The sequence below is a fragment of the Pseudomonas sp. ICMP 3272 genome, from assembly GCF_001466905.1.
Taxonomy (GTDB): Bacteria; Pseudomonadota; Gammaproteobacteria; order Pseudomonadales; family Pseudomonadaceae; genus Aquipseudomonas; species Aquipseudomonas amygdali.
In genome coordinates, this window is record NZ_LKEK01000053.1 from 84,353 (window position 1) to 101,081 (window position 16,729).

A 16,729-nucleotide genomic window follows, 5' to 3' on the forward strand; every position below is an offset into this window, starting at 1 on the left:
TACGGTGTGATGCAGGCTGGTGACGCAGAGCGTCACGATCGGCATGCAAAGGGAGCACAGGGAACGATAGTGGTGCGTCGAACACGCATTCCAGTTGTCCACAAAAAAGCCAGGACACAGGTCCTGGCTTTTCACTTGTCGCCGCTTGTTACAGGCCTTCGAGGATGTCCGACATGTCGTCGGCGTGTTCTTCTTCCTGAGCAAGAATCTCTTCAAAGATACGGCGGGTGGTCGGATCGCTGTCACCGATGTACTGAATGATCTCGCGATAGCTGTCGACCGCGATGCGCTCGGCAACCAGGTCTTCGTAGACCATTTCCTTCAGCGTATTGCCCGCAACGTATTGTGCGTGGGAGTTCTTCGACAGCAGGTCCGGGTTGAATTCCGGCTCGCCGCCCAGTTGCACGATACGCTCGGCCAGCTTGTCGGCGTGCTGTGCTTCCTGTTCGGCGTGCTCCAGAAACTCGGCTGCCGCCACGCTCGCCTTGAGGCCCGACGCCATGTAGTAGTGGCGCTTGTAGCGCAGCACACAGACCAGCTCGGTGGCCAGCGACTCATTGAGCAGGCGCAGTACGGTTTCGCGGTCAGCGCTGTAACCTTCAGTCACAGCACCATTCTCAACGTTCTGGCGCGCACGCTGGCGCAGAGTATTTACATCGGAAAGCTGTGATTGCGGTGCAGAAATCATCATTTATCTCCAGGGTTCATCAGGTTTTGCTGTCCCGCTCTGTGGGTTGCCCGGCAGGATCAGCAAAGGTTGTGAGTGCTGGAGGAGGGGAAAAGTTTTATCGGATTTTCGCCGGTGCGGACGGTTGTGACTGAATGTAAAAATATAAGAAACGAGTGCTGAACGCTGCGGTCCCAACCATGAGACCCAAATAAATCGTGGAGATACACAATGCTCAAGTTTCTGGGAAGCACCGTCGGTATCATCTTTCTGATCGGCCTGGTCGTGGTCATCGCCCTGTTCAAGCTGGTTTTCTAAGGTCGCCTGAGAGGTGGCATTGGTGCTGCGCTCTGAAGAATTATTCGGGGCGCGGCGATTGTTTTCAGAATGGACCAAGCATCAGTCATCCTTCTGGGTGCAGAGAAATTGGGGGATATTAATAGAAAAGCAATGGAGCTGATGCGTATAAATTTGCCGGACAGGCCACCTGCGGACAGTGCTTTTCGGTTTGATGATACGAATGAGGATTTTGATAGCTGCGCTTCGATTCTATCTGCGTAAGTGTGCGATACATAAATAATAGCACGCTGGGCGTCATCGTTGTAAAGATGATAATGCCTACTAGCGTTGGCTCTATGTGTATCAAATGTTCACCTCTATAAGTGAGTTGTTAAAGCTGATCACTACTGAGTTTATGCGCGGGGTATGGCAAACTGAGTAAACCAAATTAATGCTATGAATATTAAGATCTGCGCTGTCCAGGGAATGAACAGCAGGTATTTCATTTTCGTAGGGAAGCTCTTGGCTTCTCCTAAGTCCATAAGTCCACGTTTCTTGCCCAGAGTTGGGAATATTAAAAATATATACATCATGCCGCACCTCACGATTTTTCCAGGTAATCCTGCTTCGCGGTAAGTCGCTTGGTTGTCTGTTATAAGTTTGCAGTTGGGTAAGTGGGATTCAAATGTACGTGTATACTTATGTGCTATATAGAGTGATGCAGCAATGATAAGTATCATGAGGGCGTATAAAATCACCCCTATAAGGCCTAGCTCTATACCCATCATTGTGTTGTCTTCCCATAAATATATTCTCCAATGAACTCACCGCCACTGCCTATCGCCGCGCCACCTAATGCCCCTCCAGCAGCAGCCCCAACGACAACGCAGGCTAGCGTACCTATCCCTGCTGTGGGAAGGCCTACTGCAACGCATACAGTGCCCAGAGCATAACTTCCAAGGGCTCCACCCAAAGCGCTGCCGCCTAAGCTACCAATAAGAGATGCACCTTCAACATACTTCGCCTTCCTGCACTGCTCTTCTCGGCCTGTGGTGCAGGCTTTGTGGATAGAGAGGGCGGTAGAACTTACATCAAGCGCGATACCGATGTAGGTTCCTCTTTTTACCCACGTTGCTGCTTTTGCAACGCCTGATACCTTTTCGGCGTAGCCTGCTATTTCCCCAGTCTGTAGGTAACTTGTGGTAGAAAGACCTAGCAGCCTTTTAATTGAGCCTTCATTTCGTAATCCAGAACCAAATGACGCTATATTGTCAAGCTGTTGCTCAAGCTTAATAAACAGCGATGTTCGCTTGGCATAGAATGCATCGCGGTTGGTCATAGTGCCGGAGCCCAAGTAGTCCCAATACATTTTTTCAATATCCTGAAGTGTAGCTTTTATGGCATCAAGATGTTTTGCCCAGCTTTCACTGATCGCGCCTACGCCCATGGAACTATGACTGATCAGTTGCTTTAGCAACTCAAAGTTCTCAAGGAAAAAGTCATCCCCTCCAGCGCCATTCACCAGCAACGCTGTATGCACTTCCGCAGCCTTGGCCATCAGGAAAGCTTCCTGGGCGGTAGACGAGGGCGTGGACGCGTCGCCGACGATGACCAACTCACCGGCCAGTACAACGCCGCCCGAGATGTGGGAATTGAGGGCGACGAATTTGGCTTTGGCATTCTTTGGCAGCGCAAGGTTGGCTTTCAAAGAATCGAAGGTCTGTGTTCTGGAGTTGATGAAGGATCGTGCTTCGGCCATGGTCGTGCCTCACGAGTACTTTTTATTATTGATCCGGTCCCAGCCGCCAGCCACGTTACCGCCTGCTGTGCCATCGACACGTTTCTGCAGGGTGTAGGTGGTTTTGATGCGGCCGTAATTGAGCTGTACGATTTCGATGGGGATGCCGGCGCTTGCGCTCTGGGTGTAGTCGGCGATGATGACTTCCTCGAGAACCACTTCGTAGTATTTGAGTTTGTCGGTGCCTGCGCGGCACAGCACCAGCTTCACTTCTTTGAGGTGCTGGCCTGCACAGCTGGCTTCCATCAGCTTGCAACTGGCGCTGTCGAGGTATTTGGTGAAGGTGAAGTTGGTCATGGCGGTACGACCGGATGAAGCGCCGCCCGAGGAGCTGGCGGTGGCAGAGGTGCTTTGGCTGACGCCGAAGTTATAGCCGGTGATTTCGATCCACTTGCTGTACTTCTCGTCCAGCGCCTCGCCGGGAATGTCTGCGATCTGAATAAAGGCGTCGAAAGCCATATGAACCTCTCCTTGGTCATTAGTGATGCGGTGTAGTGAATTTAAGATGAGTGGCTATGACAGCAAATTTTTACATGGGTTTCAAGGCGCAGGCGGTGGTTTGAAACGCAATGTCTAATGACGGGTTTAATACTTAAACATAAAAATAGAAACGCCCGTCGCATTGCGCGTCGGGCGTCTGTAAGTTATTTCCGTTACATCGCTTTTTCGTTCTTCTCGCGTTGTTCGCAGGTCATGAAACCTTTGTTGGTGACACGGCCGTCGCTGTTGAAGCTGACGTGGTAAACCTGTTTGTGGCCATCTTTGGCCAGAACGTAATTGTTGCAGGTGCCTGGGTTGACCTTACGCTCGATAGTGCTCGACGGCTCGCCGCCGATGGTCAGGACCTGCTGGCGTGTCATGCCGTTTTCAACCTGCTTGACCAGCGGTTCGTTGCGATAAGTGACGTAATCCACCGGGTTCTGCACGGTTGTGTTGCTGCAGCCGGCCATCGTCGCCAATACAAAAGTCGCCGCGAAGATTTTCTTGTACATCGTTATTGCTCCACATGTCAGAGCCGGTCTTGGCCCGGTAGCACTTTGAGCAGGAAACCGGGGTAAGAGTTCGAAAAAAAAGATGGCGATACGGCAGTATCTCTCGCGACAAGATCCATGACCGCGAGGTGGCCCTTTGAATATTCGCCAGCACGTTCCCGAAACCGCGAGGTCAATCTGATGGCACGGTCGGACATTAGGGTCCGGCCCTGGGCTCGGTCATCGGTTGTCGGACCGTAGTTCGTTAATCAGCCGCTCCTCTGTGACGGCCAGGAAGATGCGATGAGCGATAAAGAACTGTATGAAATCGAGTACACCTTGCTGGGCGAGCACCACGTAGACGTCATCGAGAATCTGGATGTGCCCATCATCGAAGTGGTACACGAGCTGGCGCTCAAGCACCATGTAGAGCTGGACGATCTTTCAGTCGGTGAAGCCGGCATGGCTCACGCCGCCGGAATCACCGATGTGTCGATTCATAGTGTGGAGGGCAGCGAAGGCAGCGCGACGGCCTAACTCGCCTTTGACCGCAGCGGAGTCGTCCAGCGTTCTGCAAGGATGACGCCGCACAGGGTCAGCGCTCCGCCGAACAGGTGATAGATCGCAAGTTGTTCGCCCAGCGTCGCCGCGGCAATCAATGCCGTGGCGATCGGCATCAGGTTGAAGAACAGCGTTGTGCGGCTGGGCCCCAGGCGCATTATCGAGGTCATCCACAACCATGGCGCAAGCATGGAAGTCGGAATGGCTGCGTACAGCACCATCGGAATGTTGCTGGCATTCAAGCCGGTTTTTGCCGACAGGATAAAGGGCGGCAGCAACACGATAAGCGCCAGTAGAATCTGCACGTAAAGCAATTGCAGGGGCGGCAGGCACAACTGCCACTTCTTCAATAGCGTGCTGTAGACCGCATACGACGCAGCGGCCACCAGCACCATCACATCGCCCCGATTGACGCCATGCTCGATCAGCTCCGCGGGATTGCCCGCCGACACTACGACTACCACTCCCACAAACGACAGCACAGCGCCCAGCAGCGCGCCACAGGTCAGGCGATTGCCCAGGCAGGCTATCGACAGCCCCAGCGCCATCATGGGCACCAGCGACTGAATGATCCCCATGTTGGTGGCGGTCGTCAGGCTTGCTGCGAAATACGCCAGGCTTTGGTACATCGCTGTACCGAGCACGGCAAGAATGAAAATTTTGCCCAGCACCGGTTTGATTGCGGCGCGATTTGCCCAGACAGGCCTGAGCATGAAGGGCGTGAACAGCAAGCCGGCCAGCGCCCAGCGATAAAAGCCTATTTCAGCCGGAAAGATCACTCCGGCAGACGCCTTGGTGACGGCCGTGTTGATCGCCCAGATAAGGACGGTAATCAGTGGAAAAGCGTATTGCATGAGGGAATCATCGTTAAAGCGAGGCGTAATTATCCGCCTGTTGTTCGAGAATGCCAGCAGCGATGCTGTTTGCCCCGTCATGTGTCGCAACATCTGACTACACTTAATCTCAGCCTGCGCCGTCCGGTGCAGTGGTTCTGGAGAGTGGATCGATGAAGAAGCTCGGTATTCCTTTGTTGCTCGTTGGCTTGATGCTGTCTGCCCAGGGTTTCGCGGCGACTGCGCAGCAGAACAAAATGACCACCTGTAATGCCGACGCCAGCGCCAAATCGCTGAAGGGCGACGAGCGCAAGGCATTCATGAGCACTTGCCTGAAAGCGGCACCAGCGCCGGCAGCTACCCAGCAGGACAAGATGAAGACCTGCAATGCGACTGCCAGCACTCAGGCACTCAAGGGCGATGCTCGCAAGAGTTTCATGAGTGATTGTCTCAAGAAGAAATAATTTTCCGGCCATACCCATCGTTACGGAGCAGGCGCGCGGGTGCAGTAAACACTGCACTTTGGCGCCGTTATCGAGCCGATCATCGGGCAGATGATTGCGCCGCACTTTTTCCGGCTTTCGGATCACTGGTTCTCGACTAAGAAGGCTGGCAGACTGCCCACCTTCCTTGTGTTGCCCGTTGAGGGTCTATGCCAACGTTTTCTGCGCGTCAGGTGTTAATAGCCAGCTGGATTCTTGTATTTGGCGGTCTGTTATTGGTGTTGCCATTCAAGTTGCTGCCCAGCCTGCTGGCCGGACTGTTGGTGTTCGAACTGGTCAACATGCTGACCCCCAAGTTGCAGCGTCTGATCTCTGGCGAACGCGCCCGCTGGCTGGCTGTAGCGCTACTGGGTACTGTGGTGGTCAGCCTGCTGACACTGATTTTTGCCGGTGTGATCAGCTTTGTGCTGCACGAAGCCGAAAACCCCGGGGCCTCGCTGGACAAGTTCATGACCCTGGTGGATCGCGCGCGGGGTCAGCTACCGCCGTTCATTGATGCCTATCTGCCTGCCAGTGCGGCGGAGTTTCAGGTCTCCCTTGGGCAGTGGCTGCAGAAGCACGTCGGCGAGTTGCAGCTGATCGGCAAGGGCGCGGCACACATGTTCGTCACCATGCTGATCGGCATGGTGCTGGGCGCGATCATCGCCTTGCAGCGTATTTCCGACGTGCATGCGCGCAAGCCGCTGGCTGCCGCACTGTTCGATCGTCTGTATCTGGTCAGCCGGGCTTTTCGCAACATCGTTTTCGCCCAGATCAAGATTTCCCTGCTCAACACTGCGTTTACTTCGGTATTCCTGGCCATTGTCCTGCCGTTGTGCGGGATTCACCTGCCGCTGACCAAGACCCTGATCATCATGACGTTCCTGCTCGGCCTGTTGCCGGTGGTGGGCAACCTGATGTCGAACACGCTGATTTTCATTGTCGGCATGTCGATCTCGATCTGGGTAGCGCTGGCTGCGCTGGGTTACCTGATCGTGATTCACAAGGTCGAGTATTTCCTCAATGCACGCATCGTCGGCGGGCAAATCAATGCCAAGTCGTGGGAGTTGCTGCTGGCGATGCTGCTGTTCGAAGCCGCATTCGGCCTGCCAGGTGTGGTGGCAGGGCCGATTTACTATGCGTACCTGAAGAGCGAGTTGCAGAAGGAGGGGTTGGTCTAGGGCGCGTGGATATCTGACTGGCTAGAGTCTGCGGTGCGGCTGGAATCTGTGACGCAGAGCGTCACGAACGGCATTCCGACGCTGGAGCGTTAGGAACGATAGTTCTTTAACTACCGTGCCTGCGCTCCGAGTCATACCACTAGCCGTAGCGCTTCTTCGCTTCGATCGCCAGGCCGCTGCCGATGCTGCCGAAGATGTTGCCTTCGACGTGGCGCGCGTTGGGCAGCATGGCCGAGACGCTGTTGCGCAGGGCGGGAATGCCGCTGGAGCCACCCGTGAAGAACACCGTGTTGACCTGTTCGACACTCACGCCCGCGTCGCTCAGCAAGTTCGTCACGCTGTTGCGCACGCGCTCGAGCTGAGCGTCGATCGCTGATTCGAACATCACCCGGCTCAGGTCCACACTCAATCCTGCTTCCACCCGGTCCATTGGCAGATGGCGGTTTTCAGCGTGGGTCAGCTGGATCTTGGTTTCTTCCACTTCCATGGCCAGCCAGTGCCCGGCGCGCTGTTCGATCAGCTTGAACAGGCGGTCGATGCCACCGGTGTCTTCGATGTCGTAACGCATGCTGCCCAGCGCCAGCTGCGACTTTTGCGAGTACACCGCATTGATGGTGTGCCAGGTCGCCAGGTTCATGTGGTGGCTGGTCGGCATGTAGGCGCCGCTTTTCATGCGGCTGCCGTAACCGAACAGCGGCATTACGCCTTGCAGGCTCAACTGCTTGTCGAAGTCGGTGCCGCCAATGTGCACGCCGCCCGTGGCAAGAATGTCTTGTTGACGGTCATCGTGTTGGCGTCGCTCAGGTGACAGGCGCACTAGCGAGAAGTCCGATGTACCGCCGCCGATGTCGACAATCAGTACCAGCTCTTCGTCTTTGATGGTGGACTCGTAGTCGAATGCCGCAGCAATAGGTTCGAACTGGAACGACACGTCCTTGAAGCCGATCTTGCGGGCCACTTCGGCCAGAGTGTCTTCGGCTTCCTGATCGGCCAGTGCATCGTCATCGACAAAATGCACCGGGCGGCCCAGTACCACTTGCTCGAACTCGCGTCCGGCCGTGTGCTCGGCGCGTTTTTTCAGCTCGCCGATAAACAGCGCCAGCAAATCCTTGAACGGCATCGCCGTGCCCAGCACGCTGGTGTCATGCTTGATCAGCTTTGAGCCCAGCAGGCTCTTGAGCGAGCGCATCAGGCGGCCTTCATAACCTTCCAGATACTCGTGCAGCGCCAAACGGCCATACACCGGGCGGCGTTCCTCCATATTGAAGAACACCACCGACGGTAGGGTAATCTTGTCGTCCTCCAGCGCGATCAACGATTCCACGCCGGGTCGTTGCCAGCCGACGGTGGAGTTGGACGTGCCGAAATCGATGCCGCAGGCACGGGCCGGGGATTGGTCATTCATGTCTTTTACGTTCCAGTCAAAAAACGGCCGCGCAGTTTATGTCAGCGCGCGCCAATTGCGTAGCGCGACACGTCGCTTATATTTACCTGACTGTATTTACCGTCAAGGCTTGAACTGAAGCCCGTTACCCCCAATCTTGAAGGGATTCTCGGTAGACCTGGCTGTCGAACACGATGTTGTCGAGCTATCGACCCGTCTGCAAAGACGGCCGGCTATCTATAAATTTTCGACGTTAGGTAATCCAGATACCTCGTGAACAGAGGGAGCTGGGCGCGTGACGCCAGCGTATCTGGCTTTGCCGGATAATTCGGATGGGTGATCGTTACATGGATTTCAAAGACTACTACAAGATACTTGACGTTGAGCCGACTGCGGACGACAAGGCGATCAAGACCGCCTATCGCAAACTGGCGCGCAAGTATCACCCTGACGTCAGCAAGGAAGCAGGCGCCGAAGACAAGTTCAAGGAAGCGTCCGAAGCCTACGAGGTGCTCAGCAGCCCTGACAAGCGCGCCGAGTACGATGAACTGCGCAAGTACGGTCGGCAGGGCCGTCCGTTCCAGACCCCGCCAGGCTGGCAAAGCCGGGCTGGCGCAGGCGCTGGCGGATTCGAGGAAACGGCAGACTTTTCAGAGTTTTTCAGCTCCATTTTCGGTGGTCGGCCACAGCAGGGCGGCCGTACCCGCAACCCGGGGCGTACCGGGCAGGACGTAGAGATGGAGCTGGCAGTCTTCCTTGAGGAGACCTTGTCGGGTGAATCCAAGCAGGTCAGTTTCAAGGTGCCTCAGCACAGCCCCAACGGGCAGCGCATGAGCGATATCACCAAGACCCTGAATGTGAAGATTCCAGCGGGCGTCGTTGACGGCGAGCGCATTCGTCTCAAGGGCCAGGGCGCGCCTGGAGTGGGCGGGGGTGCCAATGGCGATCTGTACCTGATCATTCGCCTGGCACCGCACCCTCTGTTCGAGGTCGAGGGCCATGATCTGGTCATTACCGTTCCACTGGCGCCCTGGGAAGCAGTGCTGGGCACCAAGGTGGCGGTACCGACGCTGAACAGCAGGATCAACCTGACCATCCGCCCGGACAGTCAGAACGGTCAGCGCCTGCGGATCAAGGGTAACGGCTTGATGAACAAGAGCGGCGAGCGGGGCGACCTTTACGCCCAGCTGAAAATCGTCGTGCCCAAGCACACCGACGAGGCAACCCGGGCACTCTGGCAGAAACTGGCAGACAGCTCCTCGTTTGATCCCCGGGCGCAGTAGAAGGGTTGAGCTGACTGCGTGGCTGCGCGATCAACAGCCTGAGTCAGGTTCTGGGCAGTACCACAGTAAACGTGGTGCCTTCGTTTATGGTCGAGGTGACGGTGATGCTGCCGCTGTGGGCGTTGACCACTTCCTTGACGATAAACAGGCCCAGCCCGAGGCTGGTAGTGGTGTTGCGCGTGTCGCTGTCCTCATGGGTGCTGCGCACCAGCGGGTCGAAGATGGTACCTATTGCGTCTTCGGCAATCGGCTTGCCTTCGTTATGCACAATCAGCTCGACAGTGTTCTGATTGCCGTTGATCCTGAGCCTGATCTCGTGGGTGGCCGCGCCATGCTGCATGGCGTTGCCGATCAGGTTCTGCAGCAGTTGGCCCATCCGCGCGGCGTCCCAGTGGCCTTTTGTGTCGCCCTCGACTTCCAGAACCGGAACAGCGCCGGGATGTCCGGCGCAGGCTTCCTCGATGGCTTCGCGACAGGCATGCGCCAGGTCCATGTACTTGCGCTCCACCGGCAGGCCCGCGCCCAGACGGCTGCGCACAAACTCAAGCAGATCGCTGACCATCGCGCCCATGTGACGAGTGCTCATCTGAATGCGCGAGATATACGAATGGGTTTTCTCATCCTGCGCTATTTTGCGCGCCAGCAACTCGGCGGACATGCTGACGGCCTGAAGCGGTGCGCGCAGGTCATGACCCAGAATGGCGAGGAAGATGTCCCGCGAGCGGCCGACCCGTTCGGCATAGGCGGCAGTGGACTCGGCAAGTGCTTCGTCAATGGCCTCGTTGAAGCGAATCACGTCCTGAAAATCGGCCAGCTGCGGTGCTGCAAGGCTTTCTACCCATAAACGGATAACGCTGGCACGCAGGTGGCGGAATTCCGAAGTCATCTGCACCAGATCAAAACCGACCTCATGGCGCAGCTCGCCATGGCTGCTGGCGGCCTCGTCCAGGCTTGGCGTCTTGTTAAGCTCCTCGCCTCTGGCCTTGGCAATCTCCTCGATTTTGCTCTGCGCGGTTTTCATGTCCCGTGCAGCTGCGAGCAGAATCGATTTGGCGTGATCGCGTAGCTCCAGCTTGCTCATCGAGTCGGCGGCAGGTTTCAGAGTCCTGGCGAAGTCTTCCCATTCATCGACAATGCGATCCACATGAACAACGATGAACTCGGAAAGGCGCATGGCCGACTACCTTGTTGGAGGAGCGTGACGAAAGATGGGCGCATATTACCTCCTTTGCATGACACGACAAACAGGGCGTTCACTGTCATTTCTGTCAGTAGACGCCCTTTTTTTGCAGGCCTATGTTCAATCAGCGATTAATTGAATGAGGGGCCTGAACATGAGTGTCATCACTGCTACCGATTCAACCTTCCAGAAAGAGGTTGTCGATGCCAGCTGCCACAGGCTTGTGGTGGTGGAGTTCTCGACGAAAGGAAAAGTCAGTAAACGAGGGGATCAAAACGCCAGCGCCAGAATGGATGCCATTTTTGATGCGCTGGAAGAGAAATACGCCGAAAAGGTAAGCCTGATCAGAGTAGAGATCGAGCTGGATTCGGATCTCAAAGACTCTTTGAACCCCGTGACTTCTAACGAGTACGAGATAAATCACGGTCCGACGATGGTTTTTTTCAAGGATGGCAAAAGAGTACGGGAAGACCTTGTAGGGCAGCAAACCAGGGAGCAGATGGTGCAAGTGCTGGATGAGTTGCTACTCACCTCATAACCGGAGATTCAACATGTTGAAGACAGAGTTTGCAGCGTTCGTCGAAGAGCAGATCGCGCTGGCGGGGGAGATACTGGCAGATGCAAAAGTAAGCAAACGGGACTATATGGCTGGAGGCAAACTCAGCGTATTTCTTGCTCTGCATCGGGTGTTGCAGGGTAAATCGACTGAACAGGATCTGGGCATGCTCGACGCCATCAACGACTCGCTGCAGTCGTTGCAGATACTGAACTCTAAAGAGACATTCCTGGGGCGCCTTGAGCCTTAGGGCTTTAATCCAGTTTGTACGTCGAGCAGCAGGGGCTCAACAAGAGCCCCCCACTTTCGAGCGCTTTGCTAGAACAGAAAATACCGCTGTGCCATCGGCAGCACATCGGCCGGTTCGCACCACAGCAGCACGCCGTCGGCCTTGACCTGATAGGTCTGTGGGTCAACTTCGATGTCCGGCAGGTAGTCGTTGTGGATCAGGTCTTTCTTCTGCACGGTGCGACAACCTTTGACCACACCGATCTGCTTCTTCAGGCCCAGTGACGCCGGTACGCCTGCGTCGAATGCTGCCTGGCTGATAAAGGTCATGCTGGTGGCATGCAGCGAGCTGCCGTAGCTGGCGAACATCGGGCGGTAGTGAACCGGTTGCGGGGTCGGGATCGAAGCGTTGGCGTCGCCCATCAGGCTGGCGGCAATGGCGCCGCCCTTGAGAATCAGGGTCGGTTTGACACCGAAGAACGCCGGACGCCACAGCACCAGGTCCGCCCACTTGCCGACTTCGACGGAGCCCACTTCATGGCTGATGCCATGGGTGATCGCCGGGTTGATGGTGTATTTGGCGATGTAGCGCTTGGCGCGGAAGTTGTCGTTGCCGGGACCGTCCTGCGGCAGGGGGCCGCGTTGTTTCTTCATCTTATCGGCGGTTTGCCAGGTGCGCATGATCACTTCGCCAACCCGGCCCATGGCCTGGCTGTCTGAACTGAGCATCGAAAAGGCGCCCAGGTCGTGAAGAATGTCCTCGGCGGCGATGGTTTCGCGGCGGATGCGGCTTTCCGCGAAGGCCACGTCTTCGGCGATGCTCGGGTCCAGGTGGTGGCAGACCATGAGCATGTCCAGGTGTTCGTCGATGGTGTTACGGGTGAAGGGCCGGGTCGGGTTGGTCGAGCTGGGCAGCACATTCGGTGAACCACAGGCCTTGATGATATCCGGCGCGTGGCCGCCACCTGCGCCTTCAGTGTGGTAGGTGTGGATGGTGCGGTTCTTGAATGCGGCGAGGGTGGTTTCGACGAAACCTGACTCATTCAGCGTGTCGCTGTGAATCGCGACCTGCACGTCGTATTCATCGGCAACGCTCAGGCAGTTGTCGATGGCCGCAGGCGTGGTGCCCCAGTCCTCGTGCAGCTTCAGACCGATAGCGCCCGCCTTGACCTGCTCGATCAGCGGACCGGGCAGGCTGACGTTGCCCTTGCCGGTGAAGCCGATGTTCATCGGAAACGAATCCGAAGCCTGGAGCATGCGCGCCATGTGCCAAGGACCGGGCGTGACTGTGGTGGCGTTGGTGCCAGTGGCAGGGCCGGTGCCGCCGCCGATCATCGTGGTCACGCCGCTCATCAGCGCTTCTTCGATCTGCTGTGGGCAGATGAAGTGGATGTGCGTGTCGACGCCGCCAGCGGTGAGGATCATGCCTTCACCGGCAATGACTTCGGTGGCCGCGCCGACCGCAATGGTCACGTCTGGCTGGATGTCCGGGTTCCCGGCCTTGCCGATGGCTGCGATGCGCCCATTCTTGATGCCGACATCCGCTTTGACGATGCCCCAATGGTCGATGATCAGGGCGTTGGTGATCAGCGTGTCGACCACGTCAGCGGCCATCAATTGGCCCTGGCCCATGCCGTCACGGATGACCTTGCCACCGCCGAATTTCACTTCTTCGCCATAGGTGGTGAAGTCCTTTTCGACCTCGATCCACAGCTCGGTATCCGCCAGCCGAACCTTGTCGCCAACGGTGGGGCCGAACATGTCGGCGTAGGCTTGTCTGGAAATCTTCATTGTGATTCCTTATGCATCGTTGTACGCAAACCTGACTGATTCTCGTGCCAATGCTCAGCGTTGGCATGCATCCGGCGACGCCCTGCGTCACCAACTGCATTCCCACGGAGCGTCGGAACGATATTCAAAAAGGCTTCAATCCAGATCGCCCATTACCCGTCCGGCAAAGCCGTAGACCTTGCGCAATCCGGCCAGGTCCACCAGCTCGACTTCACGGGACTGGCCCGGTTCGAAGCGCACTGCGGTGCCGGCGGGAATATTCAGGCGCATGCCTCGGCTGGCGGCGCGATCGAAGGTCAGTGCGTCATTGGTTTCGAAAAAGTGGAAATGCGAGCCCACCTGAATCGGCCGGTCGCCGCTGTTGGCGACGGTCAGGCTGAGGGTGCGGCGTCCGGCGTTGAGTTCGATATCGCCGGGCTGGATCTGGTATTGACCAGGGATCATGTCGGTTGCCCCAAGGTTTTGAAATAAATGGCGGTCGGGTGAAGTCGACCGTCCGGTGTGGCGCAGTAGCCTGGCAGTTCGCCGACGCGGGTGTAGGCCAGCGCGCTATAGAACGCTTCAGCCACCGAGCCCGCCTCGGTGTCCAGGTGCAGCAACCCGCGCTTGTGTTTCACTGCAACCTGCTCGACTTCGTCCATCAGTTGCCTGCCCAGACCACGACCTCTGGCGCTGGGCAGCACCATCAGTTTCTGCACTTCGGCGCGGTTCAGGCCATTGGGCTTCTGGCACAGTGACAACTGCGCGCTGGCCAGCACGTTATCGTCTTCGGCCACCACCCACAGCAGCAGACTGCTCGCGGCGATATCGGCCTTCAGGCCATCGCACCAGGCGTACGCTTGCGGCATATCCAGATCAGCCATGAACCCCACCGATGCGCCGCCGTGAACCGTTTCGAACAGCAACTGCGCCAGGCCATGGCGATAATGGGCGAAGCTTTCAGCGGTAACACGTCGCAGTTGTGCATGGTTCATGGCGTGCTCTCTAGAGGGGCTTGGGTGCTTGTGACGCGGGTGCCGGAACACCGGGCGACAAATCCAGTTGCATGAAGGTCAGGTCCAGCCAGCGGCCGAACTTGGTGCCGACTTGCGGCATCTGTCCGGTGGTCTTGAAGCCAAGGCGTTCATGCAAGAGGATGGAGGCCGCGTTGCCGCTTTCGATGGCGGCTACCATCATGTGTTTCTTACACTCTTTGGCCCGTTCGATCAGCGATGCCATCAGTTGCGGCCCCAGCCCCTTGCCGCGCTGGTCTGCGCGAACATAGACCGAATGCTCCACCGTATGGCGAAACCCTTCGAAGGGGCGCCAGTCGCCAAACGATGAGTAGCCGAGCACTTCGCCTGCGTGATCGACGGCCACCAGAATTGGATACGCCTGACTCTGGCGAGCTGCGTACCAGGCCTGGCGGTTGGCCAGGTCGACCGGTTGTTCATTCCAGATAGCCGTGGTGTTGAGCACTGCGTTGTTGTAGATGGCCAGAATGCCTGGCAGATCGACCGGCAGGGCATCGCGAATCACGTCTTGCATGATCACTCCTTCAGGCAATCGGCTGATGCACGGTGACCAGTTTGGTGCCGTCCGGGAAGGTGGCTTCCACCTGAATCTCCGGGATCATCTCCGCAATGCCCTCCATGACCTGATCGCGGGTCAGCAGGGTCGTGCCGTAGTGCATGAGGTCAGCGACGGTCTGCCCATCACGCGCACCTTCCAGCAGTGCCGCAGAGATGTAGGCCATGGCTTCCGGATAATTGAGCTTCACGCCGCGCGCCAGACGCCGTTCGGCAACCAGTCCGGCGGTGAAGATCAGCAGCTTGTCTTTTTCGCGTGGTGTCAGGTCCATGGGGTTTCCGTGTCTTCAAGTAGATGTCTTTCCCGTGCTTGTGCCCGGAAATGCCGCCCTGAATACTGTGCGTCCAGCCATCATGTATTCCAGATTCTCGGCGTTACTGCCTCTCGGCCCAGCACTGCCGGGCGCAGTCGTTTCCAGAGTTCTATCAGCCAGGCTCTGGCGTGCAGCGCTTCGTCTGCCAGGCAGCGAGCCACCACAAGGCCCGGCAATTGGGTCAGATCACCGCGCACCGGGTTGGGCATCGACAGTGAGCGACAGGCTTCAAGCAGATCGCTGCTCACTTCACCGGTCAGTAGCAGGGTGGCGAATACCGTTTTGCCGTCCAGACCGATGGGCGAGTCCAGCAGCCCGTCGCCACCGATGATGCGTTGCCGTTCGTGCCAGAGCAATGTGCCGTCGCGACGGATATCCAGATGCGACTGAAAATGCCCCTGCTCGAAACACTCGCCGCTGGCCGGACGGCCCAGTGCTACTACATCCCAGTAGCATAGCTTCGCGTCACCGTGCAGTTCTATGCGGGTGGTGAGTTCTGCCTGGGCATTGCTGAAGACGATGGTTTCCTGCGGCAGCCATTCCAGTGTCGCTCCGGGGTGGACGTGCAGTTCAAGTTGCTGAAAGGCCGGGCTGGCGGCGCGATACCATTTCGCTGCGCCGGGGCTGGTCAGTTGTGCCCAGGCATCGGCACCGACCGTGGCCGAAATATCCAGCCGGTCTCCCCCGGCGATACCGCCCGGTGGGTGAACGATGATGTGCTGGCACACCTGCGGCCCTTCGGCATACAGATGCTTTTGCACCCGCAGCGGTCCTTTGTGGCGCCGTTGGGTCGGGCGTGTGCAGTCATCGAAACGGCCATAACCCAATTCCAGCTCGGCATGCCAGCTGGGGGTGAAAAGGGCGGTGTTGGCAGGCAGATTCATGGTGTCTTCATTGGCTTGTCGAGTGCGGCACGATAACGGATTGGCGCATTAATTAAATAGTCACCAGACCGCGAACCCCGTCGGTCTCCATGTTCTCGCCACGGCCCTGCTGGACGATTTCTCCCCGCGACATCACCAGGTATTGATCGGCCAGTTCCGCCGCGAAGTCGTAGAACTGCTCGACCAGCAGAATCGCCATGTCGCCGCGCTCGGCCAGTTTTTTGATCACTGCGCCGATCTCCTTGATCACCGAGGGCTGAATACCTTCGGTAGGCTCGTCGAGAATCAGCAAGCGTGGACGACTCGCCAGTGCCCGGCCTATCGCCAATTGCTGCTGCTGACCGCCGGACAGATCGCCGCCACGCCGATGTTTCATCTGCAGCAGCACCGGGAACAGCTCGTAGATAAATGCCGGAACTTCCTTGGCTTCGGAGCCCGGAAAACGTGACAGGCCCATCAACAGGTTTTCCTCGACCGTCAGCCGGCCGAAGATTTCCCGGCCTTGCGGCACGTAAGCAATCCCGGCATGCACCCGCTGATGCGTCTTGAACTGGGTGATGGTCTTGCCTTCCCATTGCACCGAGCCTTCCTTCGACGGCAACAAGCCCATCAGCACACGCAACAGCGTGGTCTTGCCCACGCCATTGCGGCCCAGCAGGCAGGTGACTTCACCGACCTTCACATCAAACGACAGACCACGAAGAATGTGGCTGCCGCCGTAATACTGATGAAGCTTTTTGACCTGGAGCATGGTTGGTGTTCTCGTCGG

General features: G+C 57.3%; 21 protein-coding genes. 6 read left to right on the plus strand and 15 right to left on the minus strand.

The features are described from left to right. Window positions 1-148: 148 nt before the first annotated feature. The 5 genes from AO068_RS13840 to osmE all read right to left on the minus strand — a co-directional run bounded on the left by AO068_RS13840 (window position 149) and on the right by osmE (window position 3,736). Window positions 149-688 (minus strand): ferritin-like domain-containing protein, encoded by a 540-nt coding sequence (locus AO068_RS13840; protein ID WP_004655820.1) that lies wholly within the window; start codon window positions 686-688, stop codon window positions 149-151. Between the two features lie 3 nt (window positions 689-691). Continuing rightward, window positions 692-1,063: a hypothetical protein gene (locus tag AO068_RS27005; protein ID WP_177342380.1), complete on the minus strand. Its 372-nt coding sequence runs from the start codon at window positions 1,061-1,063 to the stop codon at window positions 692-694. Between the two features lie 667 nt (window positions 1,064-1,730). Continuing rightward, window positions 1,731-2,705, minus strand: coding sequence for a hypothetical protein (locus AO068_RS13850; RefSeq protein WP_058408642.1), 975 nt, complete (start codon window positions 2,703-2,705; stop codon window positions 1,731-1,733). A gap of 9 nt (window positions 2,706-2,714) precedes the next feature. Next, window positions 2,715-3,203: an Hcp family type VI secretion system effector gene (locus AO068_RS13855; protein ID WP_058408643.1), complete on the minus strand. Its 489-nt coding sequence runs from the start codon at window positions 3,201-3,203 to the stop codon at window positions 2,715-2,717. A gap of 194 nt (window positions 3,204-3,397) precedes the next feature. After that, entirely contained in the window at window positions 3,398-3,736 is a 339-nt protein-coding gene (osmE, locus tag AO068_RS13860) for an osmotically-inducible lipoprotein OsmE (protein ID WP_002555413.1), read from the minus strand. A gap of 282 nt (window positions 3,737-4,018) precedes the next feature. Here osmE and AO068_RS13865 point away from each other — a divergent pair, with 282 nt between their 5' ends. Next, complete coding sequence (locus tag AO068_RS13865) at window positions 4,019-4,252, plus strand: hypothetical protein (RefSeq protein ID WP_002555412.1); 234 nt, start codon at window positions 4,019-4,021, stop codon at window positions 4,250-4,252. On the opposite strand, the gene AO068_RS13870 is transcribed toward AO068_RS13865, so the two are convergent. After that, window positions 4,249-5,130, minus strand: coding sequence for a DMT family transporter (locus AO068_RS13870; protein ID WP_058402651.1), 882 nt, complete (start codon window positions 5,128-5,130; stop codon window positions 4,249-4,251). The genes AO068_RS13865 and AO068_RS13870 overlap by 4 nt on opposite strands. Before the next feature lie 152 nt (window positions 5,131-5,282). Here AO068_RS13870 and AO068_RS13875 point away from each other — a divergent pair, with 152 nt between their 5' ends. Both AO068_RS13875 and AO068_RS13880 read left to right on the plus strand, forming a co-directional pair. Continuing rightward, on the plus strand, window positions 5,283-5,573 hold the full coding sequence (locus AO068_RS13875; RefSeq protein ID WP_057421367.1) for a PsiF family protein: 291 nt from the start codon (window positions 5,283-5,285) through the stop codon (window positions 5,571-5,573). A gap of 188 nt (window positions 5,574-5,761) precedes the next feature. Then, a complete protein-coding gene (locus AO068_RS13880; RefSeq protein ID WP_002555409.1) occupies window positions 5,762-6,772 on the plus strand; it encodes an AI-2E family transporter in 1,011 nt (336 codons plus the stop codon). Between the two features lie 139 nt (window positions 6,773-6,911). On the opposite strand, the gene AO068_RS13885 is transcribed toward AO068_RS13880, so the two are convergent. Beyond that, window positions 6,912-8,177 (minus strand): Hsp70 family protein, encoded by a 1,266-nt coding sequence (locus AO068_RS13885; protein WP_058408644.1) that lies wholly within the window; start codon window positions 8,175-8,177, stop codon window positions 6,912-6,914. 326 nt (window positions 8,178-8,503) lie between these two features. Here AO068_RS13885 and cbpA point away from each other — a divergent pair, with 326 nt between their 5' ends. Then, window positions 8,504-9,439 carry a curved DNA-binding protein gene (cbpA, locus tag AO068_RS13890; protein ID WP_058408715.1) on the plus strand — a complete coding sequence of 312 codons (936 nt, stop codon included), beginning with the start codon at window positions 8,504-8,506 and terminating at the stop codon, window positions 9,437-9,439. Window positions 9,440-9,482: 43 nt separating this feature from the next. On the opposite strand, the gene AO068_RS13895 is transcribed toward cbpA, so the two are convergent. Continuing rightward, the gene (locus AO068_RS13895) at window positions 9,483-10,613 is read right to left on the minus strand and encodes a sensor histidine kinase (RefSeq protein WP_058408645.1); all 1,131 of its coding nucleotides are present in this window, start codon (window positions 10,611-10,613) and stop codon (window positions 9,483-9,485) included. 160 nt (window positions 10,614-10,773) lie between these two features. Between AO068_RS13895 and AO068_RS13900 the strand changes: the two genes are divergently transcribed. Both AO068_RS13900 and AO068_RS13905 read left to right on the plus strand, forming a co-directional pair. Then, complete coding sequence (locus AO068_RS13900; RefSeq protein WP_058408646.1) at window positions 10,774-11,157, plus strand: thioredoxin family protein; 384 nt, start codon at window positions 10,774-10,776, stop codon at window positions 11,155-11,157. 13 nt (window positions 11,158-11,170) lie between these two features. Next, window positions 11,171-11,425 (plus strand): hypothetical protein, encoded by a 255-nt coding sequence (locus tag AO068_RS13905; RefSeq protein ID WP_058402648.1) that lies wholly within the window; start codon window positions 11,171-11,173, stop codon window positions 11,423-11,425. 68 nt (window positions 11,426-11,493) lie between these two features. On the opposite strand, the gene ureC is transcribed toward AO068_RS13905, so the two are convergent. From ureC to urtE, 7 genes are all read right to left on the minus strand, one after another. After that, entirely contained in the window at window positions 11,494-13,194 is a 1,701-nt protein-coding gene (gene ureC / locus AO068_RS13910; protein ID WP_058408647.1) for an urease subunit alpha, read from the minus strand. 135 nt (window positions 13,195-13,329) lie between these two features. Next, window positions 13,330-13,638 (minus strand): urease subunit beta, encoded by a 309-nt coding sequence (locus tag AO068_RS13915; RefSeq protein WP_002555403.1) that lies wholly within the window; start codon window positions 13,636-13,638, stop codon window positions 13,330-13,332. Beyond that, entirely contained in the window at window positions 13,635-14,168 is a 534-nt protein-coding gene (ttr, locus tag AO068_RS13920; protein ID WP_058408648.1) for a tabtoxinine-beta-lactam acetyltransferase Ttr, read from the minus strand. Before ttr ends, AO068_RS13915 begins: the two co-directional genes overlap by 4 nt. Before the next feature lie 10 nt (window positions 14,169-14,178). Beyond that, window positions 14,179-14,721 (minus strand): GNAT family N-acetyltransferase, encoded by a 543-nt coding sequence (locus AO068_RS13925; protein WP_058408649.1) that lies wholly within the window; start codon window positions 14,719-14,721, stop codon window positions 14,179-14,181. A gap of 10 nt (window positions 14,722-14,731) precedes the next feature. Beyond that, entirely contained in the window at window positions 14,732-15,034 is a 303-nt protein-coding gene (ureA, locus tag AO068_RS13930) for an urease subunit gamma (protein WP_002555400.1), read from the minus strand. 80 nt (window positions 15,035-15,114) lie between these two features. After that, window positions 15,115-15,960, minus strand: a complete 846-nt coding sequence (locus AO068_RS13935; protein ID WP_058408650.1) for an urease accessory protein UreD — start codon at window positions 15,958-15,960, stop codon at window positions 15,115-15,117. A gap of 52 nt (window positions 15,961-16,012) precedes the next feature. Then, window positions 16,013-16,711, minus strand: coding sequence for an urea ABC transporter ATP-binding subunit UrtE (gene urtE / locus AO068_RS13940; RefSeq protein WP_058408651.1), 699 nt, complete (start codon window positions 16,709-16,711; stop codon window positions 16,013-16,015). Window positions 16,712-16,729: the final 18 nt, after the last annotated feature.